The organism is Micromonospora parastrephiae (genome assembly GCF_016802865.1).
Lineage (GTDB): Bacteria > Actinomycetota > Actinomycetes > Mycobacteriales > Micromonosporaceae > Micromonospora > Micromonospora parastrephiae.
Genome location: NZ_JAEVHM010000120.1, coordinates 1 through 17,400 on the forward strand (window position 1 = coordinate 1; position 17,400 = coordinate 17,400).

A 17,400-nucleotide genomic window follows, 5' to 3' on the forward strand; every position below is an offset into this window, starting at 1 on the left:
CCCGGCCCGGCCTCGCGGGCGAACCAGGCGCGCAGGTCCTCGCGCCCCTCGACCGGCCCGCGCTGCCAGGTCGCGGGCTGGCGGGCGGCGCGGGTGAGGGCGGCGCCCAGCGCGGCGGCTGGCTGCAACTCCGCGTCCAGGTAGCCACCGGACAACGGAATCGCCCCGGCGCGCGGTAGCGCCAGCAGCGCCTGCATCTCGTCCTCACCGGACGGGCGGGGACCGAGTGCGACGGTCTGCCAGGACAGGTCGGGCACCCGTCGCTCGTCCGGCGCGGCGGCCACGAAGGTGCCTCTGCCGGGCCGCGCCTCGATGAGCCCCTGGGCCGCCAACCGCCGGAGCGCCTCGGCGACGGTGACCGGCGAGGCCTGGTGCCGGGCGGTCAGCTCTCGAACCGAGGGCAGCCGGGCGCCGGGACCGGCGGCGGCCGCCAGCCCGCGTAGATCTTGGATAACGCGTTCCGCTGCGTTACCGTTCTCCATGAAGGACAAGAGTAGCGCTACTGCCGCCAGCACGGTAACAACGGGCCGTGCCGGCGGCCTCGCCCTCGGCGCGCTGGGCGTGCTCGGGTTCAGCCTCTCGCTGCCCGCCACCCGCCTCGCCGTGCAGCAGCTCGATCCGTGGTTCGTCGCGTTCGGCCGGGCGGTCGGGGCGGGGCTGCTGGCCTGGGCGTACCTGCGTGTCACCGGCTCCCCACGGCCTTCCCGGAGCCAGTGCCGTCGGCTGGCGATCGTCGCCCTTGGCGTGGTCGTCGGCTTCCCGTTGTTCACCTCGCTGGCCCTTCTCACCCAGACCTCCGCGCACGGCGCGGTCGTCATCGCCGCACTGCCCGCCATGACGGCAGTGTTCGCGGTGCTGCGCGCCGGTGAACGCCCGCCGCCGCTGTTCTGGGTCGCGAGCGCCGGCGGGCTGCTGGCGGTGCTCGCCTTCCTCGGTGCCAGTGGGGCGGTGCGCGGCGCGATCACCCTGCCCGACCTGTTCCTGCTCACGGCGATCGTGCTCTGCGGCCTGGGCTACGCCGAGGGCGGCGCCCTCGCCCGCGAGTTGGGCGGTGCCCGGACGATCTGCTGGGCCTTGCTGCTCTCGCTGCCCGCCACCGTGCCCGTCACGATCGTCGCCGCCCTGGCCGACCGGCCGCACGCCGACGCTCTCGGCTGGTCGGCGTTCGGCTACCTCACCGTCGTCTCGATGTTCCTGGGGTTCTTCGCCTGGTACGCGGGCCTGGCCCGCGGCGGTATCGCGCAGGTCGGTCAGGTCCAGCTCGCGCAGCCGGTGCTCACCCTGGCGTGGTCGGCGCTGCTGCTCGGCGAGAGCGTCACGCCCACCTCGGTCGTGGCGGCGGCGGTGGTGCTGGGGTGCGTCGTGTTGACCCAGCGCACCCGGCGGCCGGCGCTCGCGGCGCGCCGCGGCGGCCGCGCTGACCAGCGATGAGGACGGCAACGTCGTCTACGAACTGGGCGGCACCGCGTTCACCTTCGACGAGCTGGCCGACGCGGTCACCGAGGTCACCGGCACCGCGGTCGTCCACCGGGACCTGTCGGCCGCCGAGCTGGCCTCGACCCTGGAGAACGCCGGGCTGGACGCCGGCACCGCCGGGTTCGTCGCCGCGCTCGACCGCTCGATCGCCCTCGGTGAGCTGACGACCGACAGCGACGACCTCACCCGGCTCATCGGCCGGCCGAGCACCCCGCTGCGCGACGCCATCCGGGCCGCGCGGGCCTGACCGGCCGCGGTCTCCTCCGGCTCGTCGCCCGGGCGGGTGACGGTGTACGCCTTCCGTCGCCCGCCCGGGCGCCGAAACCTGGACCAGTCAGGGCCACGCCGGACGGATGAACGGCTGACAGCACCTGGTTCAGCCCGCCTCCGGCGGCGCGGCGAGCAGACCCGTGAGGAGGCTGCGCAGCGTCCGCTCGAAGAGGTCCGTCCGGGGCGCCGGCGCGGCGGGTCGGCTGAACGCCGCGACCAGGTGCGGGTACGCCGCGAGGTCGAGGCCGGCGAAGCTGAACGACCCGGAGGTGGCCTCGCTGCGGGCGAAGAGGCTCACCACGCCGGTCATCATGGCGATCGCCTCGAACTTGGCGGTGACGGCGCAGGGCACCGGCTCCAGGATCCCGATGCAGGTGTCGAACCAGGCCAGGCTCTCGGGGCCGATGCCGGACGTCCGGTGGATCACGTCCAGCAGCCACGGGTGGGCGCGGTGCAGCGCCAACTGCCGGCGGGCCACCAGCAGCATCGCGTCCAGCCAGTCACCCTCCGCCCGCGGGTACGGCCGCATCTCCCCCACGACCCGGTCGGTCATGAGGTCCAGGAGGTCGTCGCGGGACGACAGGTACCGGTAGAGCGATCCGGCTCCCGTGCCGAGCGCGCTGGCGACGGCGCGCATCGACACCGCGGCGAGCCCCTCGGTGTCGGCCAGGGCGATGGCGGCCACGACGATGGCGTCCCGGCTGTGCGCGGGAGCCGGGCCGCGGGTGCCGCGTTCGGGTCTGGCCCAGATCGGCTGCCGGCCGGCGTCGCGCTCGCCGGATCTCCCAGATGCGTCGGTCACCGATCCACTCTAAATTGCAAACGTCGTTCGCAGTTGTGATGCCGCTTCGGCTTCGTCGTGATCGCGGCCATCTTCGTTCCGGGCCCGCACGCTGCCCGTGACGCTCTACGTTGGCCGGGAACTGCGGATCGACCGCGAGGACATCCCCTCCAGACGGTGATCCGTCGCTCTCGCCCAGTGACGCGAGGATCGGATAATCTCGACGACGACCCCCCGGTCCGGCTGAAGGGGCATGCCCATGACGGCGAGTGTCGAGAGTCTCCCGTCCAGCACCGATGCCCTGGCCACCCTCCACAGGGTGATCGACGACGTGATCCGGCCGCAGGCGGAGACCGTCGACCGGAGCGGCACCTTTCCCCGCGAGGGGGTCGACGCGCTCGCCGCGGCGGGCCTGCTCGGCCTGGCCTCCTCGACCGAGGTCGGTGGCGGCGGCCAGGGCATGCGCGTGGTCGCCGACGTCATCGAACGGCTGGCCGCCGAGTGCGGTTCCACGGCGATGGTGGTGCTCATGCACCACGCGGCGACCGCCGTCGTCGAGGCACACGGGCCGCGCGAGGTGCGCGCGGCCATCGCCGCCGGCGGTCACCTGACCACGTTGGCCTTCTCCGAGTTCGGCTCCCGCAGCCACTTCTGGTCGCCGACCGGCACCGCGACGGCGGCCGGTGACGACACCGTACGACTCGACGCCCGCAAGAGCTGGGTCACCGCGGCGGGCGAAGCCGACAGCTACGTCTGGTCGAGCCTTCCGCTGTCGCCCGGTGCCGGGCCGATGACGCTGTGGCTCGTTCCCGCCGACAGCGCCGGGCTCGCCGTCGCCGGCGACTTCGACGGGCTCGGCCTGCGCGGCAACGGCTCCCGGCCGATGACGGCCGACGGCCTGCTGGTCCCCACCGAAGCGATGCTGGCCACCGACGGCGCCGGCCTCGACACCGCGCTCACCGTCGTACTCCCCTGGTTTCTGGTGCTCAACTCCGCGTTCTGTCTCGGCCTCGCGGACAGCGCGGTCGCCGAGGCTGGCCGGCACCTCACCGGCACCACGCTCACGCACACCGGCGCGGCCCTTCGTGACGCGCCCGTGGCCCGCAGGGACTTCGCCCAGCTCAAGATCCGCACCGACGCCCTGCGCGCCTTCCTCGGTGACACCCTCACCGCGCTGGAGACCGGCCGGGACGACGCGACGCTGCGCGTGTTGCAGGTCAAGGCCCTGGCCGGCGAGACGGTCGCGGACGTCACCGACGGCGCGATGCGGCTCTGCGGCGGCAGCGCGTTCCGCCGGGAGTTGGGCCTGGAGCGCCGGTTCCGCGACTCGCGAGCGGCCCGAGTGATGGCACCGACCACCGATGCGCTGCACGACTTCGTGGGCCGCGTCGCCACCGGGCTGCCGCTGCTCGACGAGGCCAACCGCTGATGCCGGCCCCATCGGTCCTGCTGGGCGCGGTCGCGTACGACCCCAAGGTGGTCACCATCTGGGAGGGCTTTCGCGCGTGGCTGCGCGGGCGCGGCCTGGCTTTCGACTTCGTCCTCTACTCGCACTACGAGCGACAGGTCGAGGATCTGGTCGCCGGCCGGATCGACGCGGCCTGGAACTCCCCGCTCGCCTGGCTCCGGGCGCAACGGTTGGCGGCGGCGGGTGGCGGCGCCGTGAGCGCGCTCACGATGCGCGACACCGACCGGGATCTCACCTCGGTCGTGGTGGTGCGCGCCGACTCGCCGGTACGCCGCGTCGAGGATCTCGCCGGGATGGTGGTGGCCACCGGCGCGGTGGACAGTCCGCAGGCGACGCTGATCCCGCTCGGTCACCTCGCGGCCGCCGGTGTCCAGGTCGACGTGCGCCGGTTCGACGTGGGTGTCGGACTGCACGGGGACCACATCGGCGGCGAACGTGAGGCCGCCCGCGCCCTGGCGGCCGGGGAGGTCGACGCCGCCTGCATGATCGACGCCAACCACCTGCTGTTCGTCCAGGAGGGCACACTGCCACCCGAGGGCACCCGGATCGTCGCGCAGACCGGGCGGTACGACCATTGCAACATGACGGTACGCGAGCCGACGTCCGACGGGGTCCGGCTCTTCGGCACCCTGCTGCGCGGCATGTCGTACGCCGATCCGCAGGTGCGCCCGCTGCTCGACCTGGAGGGCCTGACGGCCTGGGAGGACGGCCGCACGACGGGCTACGCCGCTCTCGCCGAGGCGGTCGACGCGAGCGGGTTCTACGCCGCCGACGGGCGGGTGACCGCTTCGGACTATCGGCCGTGACCGCCACCGTCGAGATCGACCTCGGCGGCCTCGGCTTCGGCCGCGGCGCGCACCTGCTGGTGCAGCGCGCCCTCGCCGCGCTGCCGCCCGGCGGCCGACTGGCGGTCCGCGGCCGCGACCCGGCGCTGGGGGGTGCATCTGCCGGCGTGGTGCCGAAGCCGGGGTCACCGGATCGAATGGCTCGATCCGGCCGACCGGAGCGACCTGGTGGCCGTCGTCGTGCGAGGTACGGCGGACGACGACCGCTGGTTCGGCGCGGAGCGGGCCGGGCCGGCGCTGCCCTCGGCGCTCAGCGGTCGTCCGCCGTCACGGTGGGGGCTCGGGGCCCGTGGCGCGCTGTTGGAGGCCGGCGGTCCCGAGGCCCGGTTCGACCTGGACGACCGCGATCTGGTGTGGGCCGACATCGCGCCCACGCTGTACGCGCAGGCCGCCGCGCGGCAGTGGGACCCGGAGACGGCGGTGCCGTGGGACGACACGTTCGCGCTGCCGGCGGATGTCGAGGCCGCGGTGGTGCAGGTCATGACCTACCTCGTGGAGAACGAGCAGGCGGCTCTCGTCGTACCGGCGCGCTTCGTCGGTCGCATCCACCCGCATTTTCGTGAGGTGATGCAGCTCCTTGCCGTGCAGATGGCCGACGAGGCCCGGCACATGGAGGTGTTCAGCCGGCGGGCGTTGCTGCGCGGTGCGGAGTTGGGCACGTCGTCGGCGGGCGGCCGGCAGTCGCTCTTCACGCTCGTCGCCGAGTCCGATTTCGCCCTGGCCTCGTTCCTGCTCTCCGTGCTCGGTGAGGGCAGCTTCGTCGACCTGCTGGCGTTCCTGGTGCGGCACGCTCCGGATCCGGTGACCCGCCGGATCTGCTGGTTGGCGATGCAGGACGAGCGCCGGCACGTGGTGTTCGGCATGGCGCACCTGGAGCATCAGGCGACGGTCGACCAGGCGCTGCGCGACCGACTCCGTGCCGCCATCCACCGTCGGCACGACGCGTTGGCCGACACCGCGGGCCTCAACGCGGACGTGTTCGACGCGTTGGTGGTGCTCGCGGCGGGCGGGTGGGACCCGGATGACGTGTCCGCCGGCTTCGAGCACGTACGGGCTCTGCAACACGCGATGGATCAGGGCCGCCAGCGCCGGCTCGTCCGGCTCGGGTTCCGATCCGACGAGGCGGCCGCGCTCTCCGCGCTGCACACCCGCAACTTCATGTAGATCCGAGGGCGTGGTCAGTCGTCATCCGGCGTAGCGTTGAACCGCCATGGACAGGGAATCCAGCGCGATCCGTGCCGATCTTCTGCGCCGACGCGACGAGACGGCGGCTCAGGCCGCCGCACTGGAGGGCGACCTGCGCAGCCTCTTCGAGGCGTCCCGGTCGTCCAACGCCGACGACGAACACGACCCCGAGGGCAGCACGATCGCCTTCGAACGGGCACAGCTCAGCGCCGTCCTGGACGCGGCACGCCGACGGCTGGCGGAACTGGACGTGGCACTGAACCGCGTCGACGCCGGCAGCTACGGCGTGTGCGAACGATGTTCCCGCCCGATTCCCGCCGAGCGGCTTGCCGCCCGTCCGTCGGCGCGTACCTGTGTGGCCTGCGCCAGCCGACGGTGACGGTGCCGTCGACGCTGGGACCGGCGGGCACCGTGACCGGGTGGGACGTCAGCTGGCGCAGCAGCCGCCGGTCTGTCCCTCGGCGGACGCGGCGTCGACGACGACGAGGCTGAGCAGCCCACCGGTGACGCCGGTGGCCAGCCCCCGTCCGGTCGGCTCGGCCTGCGCCACCGGCCCGCAGCAGCCGTCGCCGGTCACCGGGTCGGCGGCGTTGCTGTTGCAGACGCCGGTCTCGGGCAGGTCGAGCTGGACGTCGCGGGCGGCGTCCCAGTCTCCGGCGAGGGCGGCGACGACGGAGCGGACCTGCTCGTAGCCGGTGGCCATGAGGAACGTCGGCGCCCGACCGTAGGACTTCATGCCGACGGCGTAGTAGCCGCTCTCCGGATGGGCGAGTTCGTCGACGCCGTGCGGGGGCACCGTGCCGCAGGAATGCTCGTTCGGATCGATCAGGGGTGCGAGTGCGCGGGTGGCGCCCAGCACCGGGTCCAGGTCCAGCCGCAGCTCGGAGGTGATCGAATGGTCGGGGCGAAAGCCGGTGGCGGCGACGACGCGGTCCACGAGCACCGACTCCGCGCCGCCGTCGGCGTGCCGGACGGCCACCCCGACGCGTCCGCCGGTCGGAGTGAGGGCGTGCACCCAGAACCCGGTGAGCAGCCTGATCCGTCCGGCGTCGACGTGCGCACGCAGCCGCGCACCGAGAGCCCCGCGTGCCGGCAGGGCGTCGGCGTCCCCGCCGCCGTACGTCCGCGCCGGCGAGGCGGTGCGGATCGCCCAGGTCACCTCGGTGCCGGGCTCGGCGGCGGCCAGGTCCGCCAGGGACAGCAGGGTGTTCGCCGCGGAGTGGCCGGCGCCGACGACGAGGGTGTGCCGACCGGCGAAGCGGTGCCGGTCGGCGCCGAGAACGTCCGGCAGCGCGTGCTCGAGGTACGCGGCCGCGTCGGCCTCGCCCCGGGCGGGCAGGCCGGACGCGCCGAGGACGTTCGGGGTGCCCCAGGTGCCGGAGGCGTCGATGACGGCACGAGCCAGCAACTCGGCGCCGTCGGTGCGGCGGACCAGGAACGGGGTGGTGTCGCGCCCGGCGGTGCGCAGCCGGTCGAGACCGAGGCGGCTGATCGCCTGGACCCGGGCGCCGTAGCGGACGTGTGGCTTGAGCTGGGGCAGCTCCGCGAGTGGCTGGAGATAGGCGCGGACCAGCTCCGCCCCGGTCGGCAGGGCCTCCGGGTCGGGCGCGACCCAGCCGGCCTCGTCGAGCATTCGCCGCGCGGCCGGGTCGATGTTGTAGCGCCAGGGCGAGAAGACCCGCACATGCCCCCACTGCCGGACGGCGGCGCCGGGGGTGTCGCCGGCTTCCAGGACGATGAAGGGCAGACCGCGTTCGTGCAGGTGGGCGGCGGCGGCGAGACCGGCCGGGCCGGCGCCGACGACCACGACGGGAAGGCTGTCCAGAGCGTTCATCCGTTGACTCCTCTTTGCCGGCCCACGTGGTGGGGCCCGCTCGTCAGACGATGGTGGGGCTGCGACGTTCCAGCAGGACGACGTCCCGCCAGCGGTCGTGGTGGCGGCCGACCCGCTCCCGGACGCCGATGACGCGGAACCCGGCCCGCTGGTGAAGGGCCAGGCTGGCGGTGTTCTCCGGGAAGACGCCGGACTGGATCGTCCAGATGCCGGCGGCTTCGGTCGAGGTGATCAGCGTGTCGAGCAACAGCCGGCCGACCCCGCGCCCCCGTGCCACGGGGTCGACGTAGACGGAGTGCTCGACCACTCCGGCGTAGACCGGGCGGTTCGACGTCGGGGTGACGGCGACCCAGCCGAGGATGGTGCCGTGGCCGTCGACGGCTACGAATCGGTGCGCGGTCAACCGGGTGGCGTCGAACGCAGCCCAGGTCGGCGCGGTGACCTCGAAGCTGGCCTCGCCGCTGTCGAGGCCGGCCTGGTAGATCGCCAGGACGCGGTCCGCGTCGCGGGCGCTCATCGGACGCACGGTGAGGTCGACCATCGGCAGGCTCCTCTCGGTGTCGGACCACTTCCCCGGATGCTGTCTCGACGTCTGTCGAATCAGACAGTTGCACATTGATTAGATCCCTGTCAACCTAGAGCCATGTCGAAACAAGCGGCCGTGGACGTGTCCTGCTGCCCGGCCCTGACCGAACGGCGCGTGCCGGCCGAGACGGCCGCCGCGCTCGCTCCCGCGTTCAAGGCCCTCGGCGACCCGGTCCGCCTGCAACTGATGTCGATGATCGCCTCCGCCGAGGGCGGGGAGATCTGCGTCTGCGACCTGACTCCGGCGTTCGACCTCACCGGCCCGACCATCTCGCACCACCTGCGGACGCTACGCGAGGCGGGGCTCGTCGACGCCGACCGCCGGGGCACGTGGGTCTACTACCGCGCCCGCCCGACGATCCTGCGCCAACTCGCCGCCCTGCTCACCGTCACACCGCCGTCGGCCACCTGAGATGCCGGCCGCACCACGCACAGACCCGACCGGAGTGCCCGTGAGCACCAGCACCATCCCCCAGACCCACCCGGCCACGAGCGCCGTGGCCGGCGGCCTCTCCCGACTCGACCGGTTCCTGCCGGTCTGGATCGGGCTGGCCATGGCCGCCGGGCTGCTCCTCGGTCGCCTGGTGCCGGGCCTGGACAGCGCACTCGACGCGGTGACGATCAGCGGCATCTCGCTGCCGATCGCGATCGGACTGCTGATTATGATGTATCCGGTGCTGGCGAAGGTCCGATACGACCGGATCAACACCGTCACCGGCGACCGTCGACTGCTGATCTCCTCGCTGGTCCTCAACTGGCTCGTCGGTCCCGCCGTGATGTTCGCTCTGGCCTGGATCTTCCTGGCCGACCAACCCGCGTACCGGACCGGCCTGATCATCGTCGGCCTGGCCCGCTGCATCGCCATGGTCATCATCTGGAACGACCTCGCCTGCGGCGACCGGGAAGCCGCGGCCGTCCTGGTCGCGCTCAACTCGGTGTTCCAGGTCCTCGCCTTCGGCCTGCTCGGTTGGTTCTACCTGTCCGTCCTGCCCGACTGGCTGGGGCTGCCCGGCGCCGAGCTGGCCATCTCGGCCTGGGACATCGCCCGCAACGTGCTCATCTTCCTCGGCATCCCGCTGCTGGCCGGCTACCTCACCCGCCGCCTCGGCGAACGCGCCAAGGGCCGCACCTGGTACGAGTCACGGCTGCTGCCCAGGCTCGGCCCCTCCGCCCTGTACGGGCTGCTGTTCACCATCGTGATCCTGTTCGCCCTCCAGGGCGACGCCATCACCAGCCGACCCCTCGACGTCGCCCGTATCGCCCTGCCCCTGCTGGTGTACTTCGCGCTCCTGTGGGCCGGCTCCTACGCTCTCGGCCGGGCCATCGGCCTCGGCTACGAACGCACCACCACCCTGGCCTTCACCGCCGCCGGCAACAACTTCGAGCTCGCCATCGCCGTCGCGATCGGCACCTTCGGCGTCACCTCCGGCCAGGCCCTCGCCGGGGTCGTCGGCCCGCTGATCGAGGTGCCCGTCCTGGTCGGGCTCGTCTACGTCTCGTTGTGGGCGCGCCGCCGGTTATTCACCCCCACCACGCCCCCGTCGATCGGCTGAGAAGGCAACCATCATGAGCGACAAGCCCAGCGTCCTGTTCGTCTGCGTCCACAACGCCGGCCGTTCCCAGATGGCCGCCGGTTGGCTGCGCCACCTGGCCGGCGACACCGTGGAGGTCCGCTCGGCCGGCTCCGCGCCGGCCGAGACGGTCAACCCCGCCGCCGTGCAGGCGATGCGGGAGGTCGGCGTCGACATCACCGACCAGACCCCGAAACTCCTGGAGTACGCCACCGCGGAGTCCTCCGACGTCATCGTGACGATGGGCTGCGGTGACGCCTGCCCGGTCTTTCCCGGCAAGCGCTACGAGGACTGGAAGCTCGACGACCCGGCCGGCCGGGGCGTGGATTCCGTCCGTCCGATCCGCGACGAGATCCGTACCCGGGTGGAAAAGCTCCTCGCCGAGCTGAACTCCGCCACCTGACCCAGCCCTCGCAGCGCCTGCGGGCCACAACCGCGAGCCGGCAGGCACCACGGTGACAACCTGCGTCCGGGTCGCGCGACGGAAGTAGTCAGCAATCACAGGGACTCAGCGGCCGCCCGCGGCCAACTCGGCGAGCATCCCCTCGCAGCTGCGGACGACCACCTCCGCACCGCGGCGCTGGGCCAGCGGAAGGATCGGGTCCTCCGCCCGGTCCCGCCATCGCCCCTGCGCGTCGGCGGCGACCTCCCAGAGCCGCTGCACGGTCGCCTCGTGCTCGACACCGAGTCGGGCCGCGAGCCCCACCCCGTCGCCCCCGATCAGCCGCTGCGCCTCCGCGGCCAGCTCGGCGTCGAACCCGAGCCGGGTGTGTCGCAACGCCACCAGCAGACGCAACTCCCGGAACTCGTGGGCGCCGGCGAGGATCTGCTCGATCGTGCCGACCAGCTCCTCGGAGCCCCGGACGGGTTCGGCCCGCACCAGGGTCTCCACGGCGGCCAGCGCCGACCGCGCCTTGAGCGTGTCGCGGCGGTCGATGAAGCAGCGGGTCACCGCCTCCCGCAGCTCGGTGAGCCCACTGCGCCGGATGAGTTCGGCGGAGAGCTTCACCCGGTTGTCGAAACCGGAACGGACCAGGGTGGTCGCCAACCGGATCCCGAAGAGACCGAAACGATCCAGCAGGGCGGCGCGCAGGTCCGGGTCCATTCGTACCGGCAGGTCGCCACGGCAGAAGCGGTCGGCGGAGAGCAGGTGGGCCTCCAACTCCGCTCGGGGGACCCCGGCCAGCACCGCGAGCGCGCCGAAGTCCGACTCGCTGAGCATCCGACCGGCCAGTCCGACCGACCCGCTGCACGCCACCACGTTCACGGCCAGCGCGCCCACCCGGGGATCGCGGTAGTGCCGTCGGGCCAGCTGGCGGGCGGTGAGCAGTCCGTCGATCCGGCCACCGCCGGTCTCGTCCGCCCGGGACAACACCATGATCACGTTCACCGGGGCGGCCTGGCCGACGGCGCTCTCCCGGCCGGACTCCAGCACCCGCAGATCGCTGTCGCGACCATCGCGGGTCAGGAACAGCACCGCGTCCGCGTCCCGCAGCACCCGATCCATCACCGACACGCGACCCCGCTCACCGGCGCCGGTCAGCGCCGGCGTGTCGATCAGCGTGACCTGTCGCAGCGCCCGCGTCGGCCACTGCACCACGATGTCGCGCACCTCCCCCGCGCCCCAGCCCAGGTCCACCCGCATCCCGGTCGCCGACTTGACCACCGTCAACTCCTGCGCGGGCTGACCCACCGGGTAGGCGGTGGCGCGCGGCGCGGCGCCGTCCTCGTACCAGGTGAAGGCGCCGTCGGCACCCTCGACCGGCGCGACCTCCTCACCCATCAGCGCGTTCAGCACCGTCGACTTCCCGGAACGCCAGGGGCCGGCGACCGCGATGCGCAGCGGCTCCTCCAGCCGGGCCACCTGGTGTCGCAGCTGCCCGACGGCCCGCGAGTTGGCCCGGTAGAGGTCGAGTGCCTGATGCAGCAACCCCCATGCCGCCTCGTCCAGGCGCACCCCGACGGTCATGCCCGAGGCTCCAACAGCCCCGGGGCGGAACGGGGACCGCTGAGCTGCTGAGACTGCTCGTAGAGCGCGGCCAACCGGGTCATCTTCAGCCGGATCTCGCGTTGCCGCTGCTCACGCAGGGCCGCATCCGTGTCGGCCTCCTGCTTCGCGCTGCGGAACGACTGGACGATGGCCTCCTGAAGCTCCTCGGTGAGCCCCGTGAAGTGGTCCCGCAGCATCCGCTGCACCTGCCGGGCGGCGTCGCGGCAGTCCCTGATGACGCGGACGAAGAACTCGTCGACATGCCGCTGGATGGCCGTCTTCACGGTGGCCTGTCGACGACGGAGCAGCTGCTTGCTCTCGTCGCGGATGCTCTTGCCGCCGAACAGCGCGCCGATGCCGACCGAGACCGGGTTGATCATCGGCATCCCGGCCAACGTGGTTGCCAGGCCGAACATCAGCATGCCGCCGTACGAGCCCTTCATGCCGGTGAACAGCTTCTGACCGGTGGTGAACCGGTCGACCTTCGGCCGCTCCAGCTCCGGCAGCCGCTCGCCGAAGTCCTCCGGCATCGTCATCGACCACGGTGGCAGCACGTCGTAGCCGTACCGGGCGAAGTTGGCGGCCACCCGACGGGCGATCCAGTCGCAGCGCTGAATCAGCCACTCGTGGTTCGCCTCCGCCGCCTCCACCAGGCTGCGCTCCAGCCAGTCCTGGAAGGTGTCCCAGGCGACCAACGGGTCGGCCGTGTCGAACGCCTCGTCCACCGCGCGCAGGATCTGCCGGGTCCGGTCGCGCAGGTCGTACTCGATGTCGGAGAGCAGGTCGGCGACCTCGTCGTTCAGTGAGTTCTGCCAGCGGGTGGAGCAGCGGCGCAACTCGTCGACCTCGCGCTGCGCCGCGTGCAGGCGGGAGATCGGCCCGGACTGCTCCTCGGCCTCCTGGGTCGCCAGCTCGGCGCGCAGCGGCGCCGCCAGCTGCTCCACCACCGTTCGGGCCACCGCCTGCACCGCGACCCGGGCCAACTGGTCGGCCTTGCCGGACATGTCCCGCTGCAACCGGGCGATCAGCGTGGGGAAGCCGGATTCGGCGTTGAGGGCCCGGTCGTCGGCGGCGGCCGCCCGCAGCCGCAGCGTCGCCGAGACCGGGATCACCGGCGCGGGGATGCCGGCGTCGGCCAGGTGCTGCCGGTTGCGCTCGGCCACCGCACGCCAGTCCGCCACGAGATCGGTCTTGCTCTGCACCACCACCACGTTCGGGTGCGAGCGCATGACGTGCAGCAGCATGTCCAACTCGGTGACCGAGAGTTCCCGGGTGGAGTCGGAGACCAGCAGCACCGTGTCGGCGCGACTGGGAGAGGCCACCGGGCCGGCGCCGCCGACAGCGGCGATCTCGTCGGTGCCAGGCGTGTCCACCAGCACCATCCCGGCACCGAGCAGGGCGCGGGGCACCCCGATCTCGACGTACGCCGGACCGCCGCCCGGCCGACGCCCGACAGTGCCGGCCACCCCCGCTGCGACCTGGTTGAGCGCCACCGGGGTCCGCTCGACGGCGACGACGGTGGCGGTGCCGGCGGACCGGCCCGGCGCCGGTGGCGGCGCCTGGGCCACCGCGGCGTACGCGGCCTCGGCGTGCTGCACCACGGTCGGCAGGACGGTGGTGCGTCCGTCGCCCACCGGGCAGGCGGGCGCGTTGATGATCGCGTTGATCAACTGGCTCTTGCCCTGGTTGGGCTCACCGATGACCAGGACGCGCAGCTTCGGGTCCAGCAGTTGCGTACGCTTCTGCCGCACCGTCTGGAGCAGGTCGTCTCGTCCGTGCGCGCTGCACGTACGGGCGATCTCGTCCAGCACGTCCAACCAGATCCCCGCCATCACCGCACCAAGTGTGCTGATTTCGGCTTAATTATCAAGAGGGACCGGGTGAGGAACTGGAGAAGGCCGGACCGCCGAAGACGATCCGACCTCCCGCTCCAGGTGGAAAAACCCGTCAGAGCAGGCCCCCGGTGATACCCAGCAGGCCGTGGTCCGACGAGGCGGGCCCACCGTCGTGCGTGTCACCGAGCACACCATCGGTGGCGCCGCCGGTCACGTCACCGACCGTTCCGGTGACGCCGGGGAGGAGACCCTCCACCTGGTGCGTCACGCCGCCCACGGTGGACGGAACGTCCAGCGGCGGGAGGACGCCGCCGACGCCACCACCGTCACCCAGGCCCAGTCCGCCGAGCGTGTCGCCGACGCCGAGCGAGCCGACGACACCATCGAGGGTGCCCTGGGTGCCGGACAGGACGCCGCCGGTGAGGTCGCCGCCGATCAGGCCGTGGTCGGTGGTGTCGAGCAGACCGCCCGGGTTGCCGACGGTGCCGGTGACATCCCCGAGCACCGGGTCCGCGATGGCGTCCACCGGCTGCACCACGTCGGCGTCGAGGGTGTGCGCCACGTCGTTCACGCCGGTCAGGTCGGTGTCCAGGCCGCTCGGACCGACGCCCAGGCCGATCCCCGGAAGCACGGTGACGCCGGCCGCGACGGTGGTCGGGTCGACCGCGATGGCGCCCAGCACGCCCGCCTTGACGTCCAGGCCGGTGGGCGAGCTGGTGATGCTGATCTGCTGGGCCACGCTCTGCAGCTGACCGACCACGTCGGTGGTGTCGGTCACCAGCGGGTCCAGGCCGAGCTGGCCGACCACCGGAGCGAGCGGCGCGAGGCCCTGCCCCGGCGCGTAGTCGACCACCAGCGGAACGACGTCCTGCACGTCGGCGGCGGTGATGTCGGTGAGCCCCGCGGCGTTCAGCGCACCCTCCGGGTCGAGGTCGAACGCCGACCGCGCGTCGGGGTTGGTCAGCAGGTCGAGCACGAAGTCGTGGAGGGTCTGTTGCGAGTCCATGTGCCGGTTCTCCTCGGATGTGGCGTCAGCGACCGTCTTGCGTCGACAGGAACGTTACGGCCGGGGGGCACCCCCGGACATCGGGGCTCGGCCCGCATCCGATCCCGCTGAACTAGGGGGTCCGCCGCTTCGTACGTTAGGGGGACAGGGGGAAACCATCCCGGACAGATTAGGGTCCCGACCAGGGAGCGATCTCTGGTACGAACGTAGGAGCCCGCGGGGGTTCGCCGGGGGTGGTCGTCGGCGCGAGCGCCACCGACCGGCCACCTCACGGGGAGAGAAGAGACGGATGCGGTACGTCCTGGGGATAGACATCGGAAGCACCAACACGGCTGCCGCCGTCGCACGGCGTAACGGCGCGACCTGGACGCGCCCGGAGCCCGTCGGGTTGAGCGCCGACTCGCCTCTCGTACCGTCGGTGCTGTACCTGTCGGAGGACGGCTCGCTGCGTGTCGGCGAGCCGCCGACCGACGACGGCAGCCGCACCACCCGCGACTTCGTCCGCCGGATCGGCGACGACGTGCCCCTGCTGCTCGGCGGCGAGGCGTGTGCGCCGCAGACGCTGGCCGCGGAGCTGGCGGGGTGGGTGGTGGACCGGGTCCACGCCCTGGAGGGGGCACCGGCCGAGGCGATCGTGCTCAGCCACCCGGCGGCCTGGCGCCCGTACCGGCGGGATCTGCTGCGCCGGGCGTTGACCGACCTCGGCCTGCGCCACGTGACGCTCCTGCCCCGCACCGTGACGGTGGCCGAGAGCCACGCGGCCCGCGGGTTCGCCGGTACGACGGCCGCGGTCTACGCGCTGGGCGGCAACAGCTTCGAGGCGGCGCTGGTGCGGCGTACGCCGCGCGGCACGTACGAGGGTTTCGGCACCCCGCAGGGCCTCGACCCGATCGGTGGCGCCGACTTCGACGAGGCGCTGGCCACGCACGTCCGTACCGTGCTGGCCCGGGAGTTGGCGGCCACCGCGCGCCGGGGCACCCAGGCCGCCCTGCGCGGGCTGCGGGCGGAGTGTGACCGGGTCAAGCGCGAGCTGACCGTCGACCTGACGGCCGACGTGGTGCTGAGCCTGCCGGGCGGCCCCGCGCGGATTCCGGTGACCCGGGCACAATTCGAGGACATGATCCGCCCGACCGTGCAGGCCACCGTCGACCTCCTGCTCCGGACGGTGCACGGCGCCGGTCTGACGCCGACGCAGCTCGACGCCGTCCTGCTGGCCGGCGGCTCCGCCCGCATCCCGCTCGTCACCGAACTGGTCGGGGCGGCTCTCCCGGTGCCGGTGGAGGTGCAGCCGGACTCCCAGTTGACCGCCGCGACCGGGGCGGCGATGGCCGCCTGCCAGGTGGTGTCGCCGCGCCGACCCGCTCCGGTCCCCGGCCCCGCTCCGGTACGCGAGCAGGCGGGTGTCACCGGTCCCCCGCGGTCCTCCCTCCCGGTGCCGCGCCGCCCGCACCACGACGTTCCCGTCCCGGCCGATCCACCTCCCCGTCCGCCGGTCCGGATCCTCCCACTGGACCTGCCGAAGGCGTCCCGTCTGGCATTGACCCGCAGCCGGGGACGCGAAGGATGACCACAATGATCATGAATGACGTCGCCGAGTCCCGACTGCTGCTGGGTAGGGGGGCAAGCTCCCTCCTGGACCTGGTCGGGCGGGATCCGAGGGGCCCCCTCGCCGTCGGGGTGGCCGGACCCGGCGGCCACGGCAAGACCGCGCTGCTCGCCGAGTTGGCGCGGCTGCACCAGCAGGCCGGTATCACCGTCCGGACGAGCGCTCCCGAGCCGGGTGAAGACGTCGACCCGGACGCTCTGGTGCTGGTCGACGACGCGCACCTGCTCGACGACGCACGCCTCGGCGCGCTGCTGCGCCTGGCGGCCGGCCGCCGGCACCGGCTCGTGGTGGCGCACCGCCCGTGGCCCCGGTCGGCGGCGCTCACCGAACTGGCCGACGTCCTGCGCCGCGACGGCAGGCGGTGCTGCTCGGCCCGTTCACCCGGGAGCAGACCGCCGCCTACCTCGCCACGGTGCCCGAGCTGGGCCGACGCGCCGACCTGGTGGATTTCGTGCACACCCAGACCGCCGGTGTGCCCCGGGACGTGGAGCGGCTGGCCCGTGGGCTGGCCGGCGCGGACGGCCCGACCGGCATTTCGATGGAGCCACCACGGTCGGTCCTGCTGGAGTTCGGGCCGGATCTGGAGGGTCAGCCGACCGCCGTGCGGCGTCTGCTGCTCGCGGTCGCGGCGGGCGTTCCGCTGCCGGTGAGCATGCTCGGCGCTCTCCTCGATCAGGAGCCGGAGGCCGTGGACGACCTGATCGCCACGACCCGGGCGGCGGGGTTGATCGGCGCCGACGGCCGGCTCGCGCCGATCGTCCGGCGGGTCGTCACCGCGCTCAGCCCGGCCACCGATCGCACCGCCGTGTGGCGCCGGCTCACCGAGTTGCAGCTGGCGCGCGGCGGCGCGGTCCTGCCGCTGGTCCGTTCCCTGCGCGCGGTCGGCGCGCTCGCCGACTGCCCGGCCACGACCCTGACGGCGCCGCCACCGCCGGCCGGGGCGGTGTT

18 protein-coding genes are annotated in these 17,400 nt (G+C 73.1%); 10 read left to right on the forward strand and 8 right to left on the reverse strand.

The genetic code is table 11. From position 1 onward, the window contains the following. The coding region (locus JNW91_RS21155) for a GntR family transcriptional regulator (protein ID WP_203177235.1) at positions 1–482 on the reverse strand (482 nt) is incomplete at its 3' end. Here JNW91_RS21155 and JNW91_RS21160 point away from each other — a divergent pair. Then, positions 481–1,431, forward strand: a complete 951-nt coding sequence (locus tag JNW91_RS21160; protein WP_203177236.1) for a DMT family transporter — start codon at positions 481–483, stop codon at positions 1,429–1,431. The two genes, JNW91_RS21155 and JNW91_RS21160, sit on opposite strands and share 2 nt — an antisense overlap. Before the next feature lie 15 nt (positions 1,432–1,446). Here JNW91_RS21160 and JNW91_RS21165 read toward each other — a convergent pair whose 3' ends face one another. Next, positions 1,447–1,704, reverse strand: coding sequence for a hypothetical protein (locus JNW91_RS21165; protein ID WP_203177237.1), 258 nt, complete (start codon positions 1,702–1,704; stop codon positions 1,447–1,449). 148 nt (positions 1,705–1,852) lie between these two features. Continuing rightward, the gene (locus JNW91_RS33660) at positions 1,853–2,548 is read right to left on the reverse strand and encodes a TetR/AcrR family transcriptional regulator (protein WP_203177238.1); all 696 of its coding nucleotides are present in this window, start codon (positions 2,546–2,548) and stop codon (positions 1,853–1,855) included. A 238-nt stretch (positions 2,549–2,786) separates the two neighbouring features. Between JNW91_RS33660 and JNW91_RS21175 the strand changes: the two genes are divergently transcribed. From JNW91_RS21175 to JNW91_RS21190, 4 genes are all read left to right on the forward strand, one after another. Beyond that, positions 2,787–3,956: an acyl-CoA dehydrogenase family protein gene (locus JNW91_RS21175; protein ID WP_203177239.1), complete on the forward strand. Its 1,170-nt coding sequence runs from the start codon at positions 2,787–2,789 to the stop codon at positions 3,954–3,956. After that, on the forward strand, positions 3,956–4,801 hold the full coding sequence (locus JNW91_RS21180) for a phosphate/phosphite/phosphonate ABC transporter substrate-binding protein (RefSeq protein WP_203177240.1): 846 nt from the start codon (positions 3,956–3,958) through the stop codon (positions 4,799–4,801). Before JNW91_RS21175 ends, JNW91_RS21180 begins: the two co-directional genes overlap by 1 nt. A gap of 207 nt (positions 4,802–5,008) precedes the next feature. Next, positions 5,009–6,004, forward strand: coding sequence for a ferritin-like domain-containing protein (locus JNW91_RS21185; protein ID WP_203177241.1), 996 nt, complete (start codon positions 5,009–5,011; stop codon positions 6,002–6,004). A gap of 46 nt (positions 6,005–6,050) precedes the next feature. Beyond that, on the forward strand, positions 6,051–6,404 hold the full coding sequence (locus JNW91_RS21190) for a TraR/DksA family transcriptional regulator (protein WP_203177242.1): 354 nt from the start codon (positions 6,051–6,053) through the stop codon (positions 6,402–6,404). Positions 6,405–6,452: 48 nt separating this feature from the next. On the opposite strand, the gene JNW91_RS21195 is transcribed toward JNW91_RS21190, so the two are convergent. Both JNW91_RS21195 and JNW91_RS21200 read right to left on the reverse strand, forming a co-directional pair. Next, on the reverse strand, positions 6,453–7,859 hold the full coding sequence (locus tag JNW91_RS21195) for an FAD-dependent oxidoreductase (RefSeq protein WP_203177243.1): 1,407 nt from the start codon (positions 7,857–7,859) through the stop codon (positions 6,453–6,455). 43 nt (positions 7,860–7,902) lie between these two features. Continuing rightward, the gene (locus JNW91_RS21200; protein ID WP_203177244.1) at positions 7,903–8,400 is read right to left on the reverse strand and encodes a GNAT family N-acetyltransferase; all 498 of its coding nucleotides are present in this window, start codon (positions 8,398–8,400) and stop codon (positions 7,903–7,905) included. A 102-nt stretch (positions 8,401–8,502) separates the two neighbouring features. Between JNW91_RS21200 and JNW91_RS21205 the strand changes: the two genes are divergently transcribed. Genes JNW91_RS21205 through JNW91_RS21215 form a run of 3 tightly spaced genes read left to right on the forward strand, consistent with a single transcriptional unit; the run spans position 8,503 to position 10,418 of the window. Then, entirely contained in the window at positions 8,503–8,856 is a 354-nt protein-coding gene (locus JNW91_RS21205) for an ArsR/SmtB family transcription factor (protein ID WP_203177245.1), read from the forward strand. Between the two features lie 40 nt (positions 8,857–8,896). Continuing rightward, complete coding sequence (arsB, locus tag JNW91_RS21210) at positions 8,897–9,997, forward strand: ACR3 family arsenite efflux transporter (RefSeq protein ID WP_309244440.1); 1,101 nt, start codon at positions 8,897–8,899, stop codon at positions 9,995–9,997. Between the two features lie 13 nt (positions 9,998–10,010). Then, entirely contained in the window at positions 10,011–10,418 is a 408-nt protein-coding gene (locus JNW91_RS21215; RefSeq protein WP_203177247.1) for an arsenate reductase ArsC, read from the forward strand. Between the two features lie 105 nt (positions 10,419–10,523). On the opposite strand, the gene JNW91_RS21220 is transcribed toward JNW91_RS21215, so the two are convergent. The 3 genes from JNW91_RS21220 to JNW91_RS21230 all read right to left on the reverse strand — a co-directional run bounded on the left by JNW91_RS21220 (position 10,524) and on the right by JNW91_RS21230 (position 14,846). Further along, positions 10,524–11,984, reverse strand: a complete 1,461-nt coding sequence (locus tag JNW91_RS21220; RefSeq protein ID WP_203177248.1) for a P-loop NTPase family protein — start codon at positions 11,982–11,984, stop codon at positions 10,524–10,526. Continuing rightward, entirely contained in the window at positions 11,981–13,837 is a 1,857-nt protein-coding gene (locus JNW91_RS21225) for a dynamin family protein (RefSeq protein ID WP_203177249.1), read from the reverse strand. The genes JNW91_RS21220 and JNW91_RS21225 overlap by 4 nt, the downstream gene beginning before the upstream one ends. Positions 13,838–13,952: 115 nt before the next feature. Beyond that, the gene (locus JNW91_RS21230) at positions 13,953–14,846 is read right to left on the reverse strand and encodes an IniB N-terminal domain-containing protein (protein ID WP_203177250.1); all 894 of its coding nucleotides are present in this window, start codon (positions 14,844–14,846) and stop codon (positions 13,953–13,955) included. Between the two features lie 289 nt (positions 14,847–15,135). On the opposite strand from JNW91_RS21230, the gene JNW91_RS21235 reads away from it, so the two are divergent. Then, on the forward strand, positions 15,136–16,413 hold the full coding sequence (locus JNW91_RS21235) for an Hsp70 family protein (RefSeq protein ID WP_203177251.1): 1,278 nt from the start codon (positions 15,136–15,138) through the stop codon (positions 16,411–16,413). A 400-nt stretch (positions 16,414–16,813) separates the two neighbouring features. Then, the coding region (locus tag JNW91_RS21240; RefSeq protein ID WP_203177252.1) for a hypothetical protein at positions 16,814–17,400 on the forward strand (587 nt) is incomplete at its 3' end.

Excerpts from the sequence above, each read along its gene's own strand:
- JNW91_RS21160 (WP_203177236.1), top strand. The coding sequence starts at position 481 with ATGAAGGACAAGAGTAGCGCTACTGCCGCCAGCACGGTAACAACGGGC.
- JNW91_RS21165 (WP_203177237.1), bottom strand. The coding sequence starts at position 1,704 with ATGGCGTCGCGCAGCGGGGTGCTCGGCCGGCCGATGAGCCGGGTGAGG.
- JNW91_RS21175 (WP_203177239.1), top strand. The coding sequence starts at position 2,787 with ATGACGGCGAGTGTCGAGAGTCTCCCGTCCAGCACCGATGCCCTGGCC.
- JNW91_RS21180 (WP_203177240.1), top strand. The coding sequence starts at position 3,956 with ATGCCGGCCCCATCGGTCCTGCTGGGCGCGGTCGCGTACGACCCCAAG.
- JNW91_RS21190 (WP_203177242.1), top strand. The coding sequence starts at position 6,051 with ATGGACAGGGAATCCAGCGCGATCCGTGCCGATCTTCTGCGCCGACGC.
- JNW91_RS21195 (WP_203177243.1), bottom strand. The coding sequence starts at position 7,859 with ATGAACGCTCTGGACAGCCTTCCCGTCGTGGTCGTCGGCGCCGGCCCG.
- JNW91_RS21200 (WP_203177244.1), bottom strand. The coding sequence starts at position 8,400 with ATGGTCGACCTCACCGTGCGTCCGATGAGCGCCCGCGACGCGGACCGC.
- JNW91_RS21205 (WP_203177245.1), top strand. The coding sequence starts at position 8,503 with ATGTCGAAACAAGCGGCCGTGGACGTGTCCTGCTGCCCGGCCCTGACC.
- JNW91_RS21215 (WP_203177247.1), top strand. The coding sequence starts at position 10,011 with ATGAGCGACAAGCCCAGCGTCCTGTTCGTCTGCGTCCACAACGCCGGC.
- JNW91_RS21220 (WP_203177248.1), bottom strand. The coding sequence starts at position 11,984 with ATGACCGTCGGGGTGCGCCTGGACGAGGCGGCATGGGGGTTGCTGCAT.
- JNW91_RS21225 (WP_203177249.1), bottom strand. The coding sequence starts at position 13,837 with ATGGCGGGGATCTGGTTGGACGTGCTGGACGAGATCGCCCGTACGTGC.
- JNW91_RS21230 (WP_203177250.1), bottom strand. The coding sequence starts at position 14,846 with ATGGACTCGCAACAGACCCTCCACGACTTCGTGCTCGACCTGCTGACC.
- JNW91_RS21235 (WP_203177251.1), top strand. The coding sequence starts at position 15,136 with ATGCGGTACGTCCTGGGGATAGACATCGGAAGCACCAACACGGCTGCC.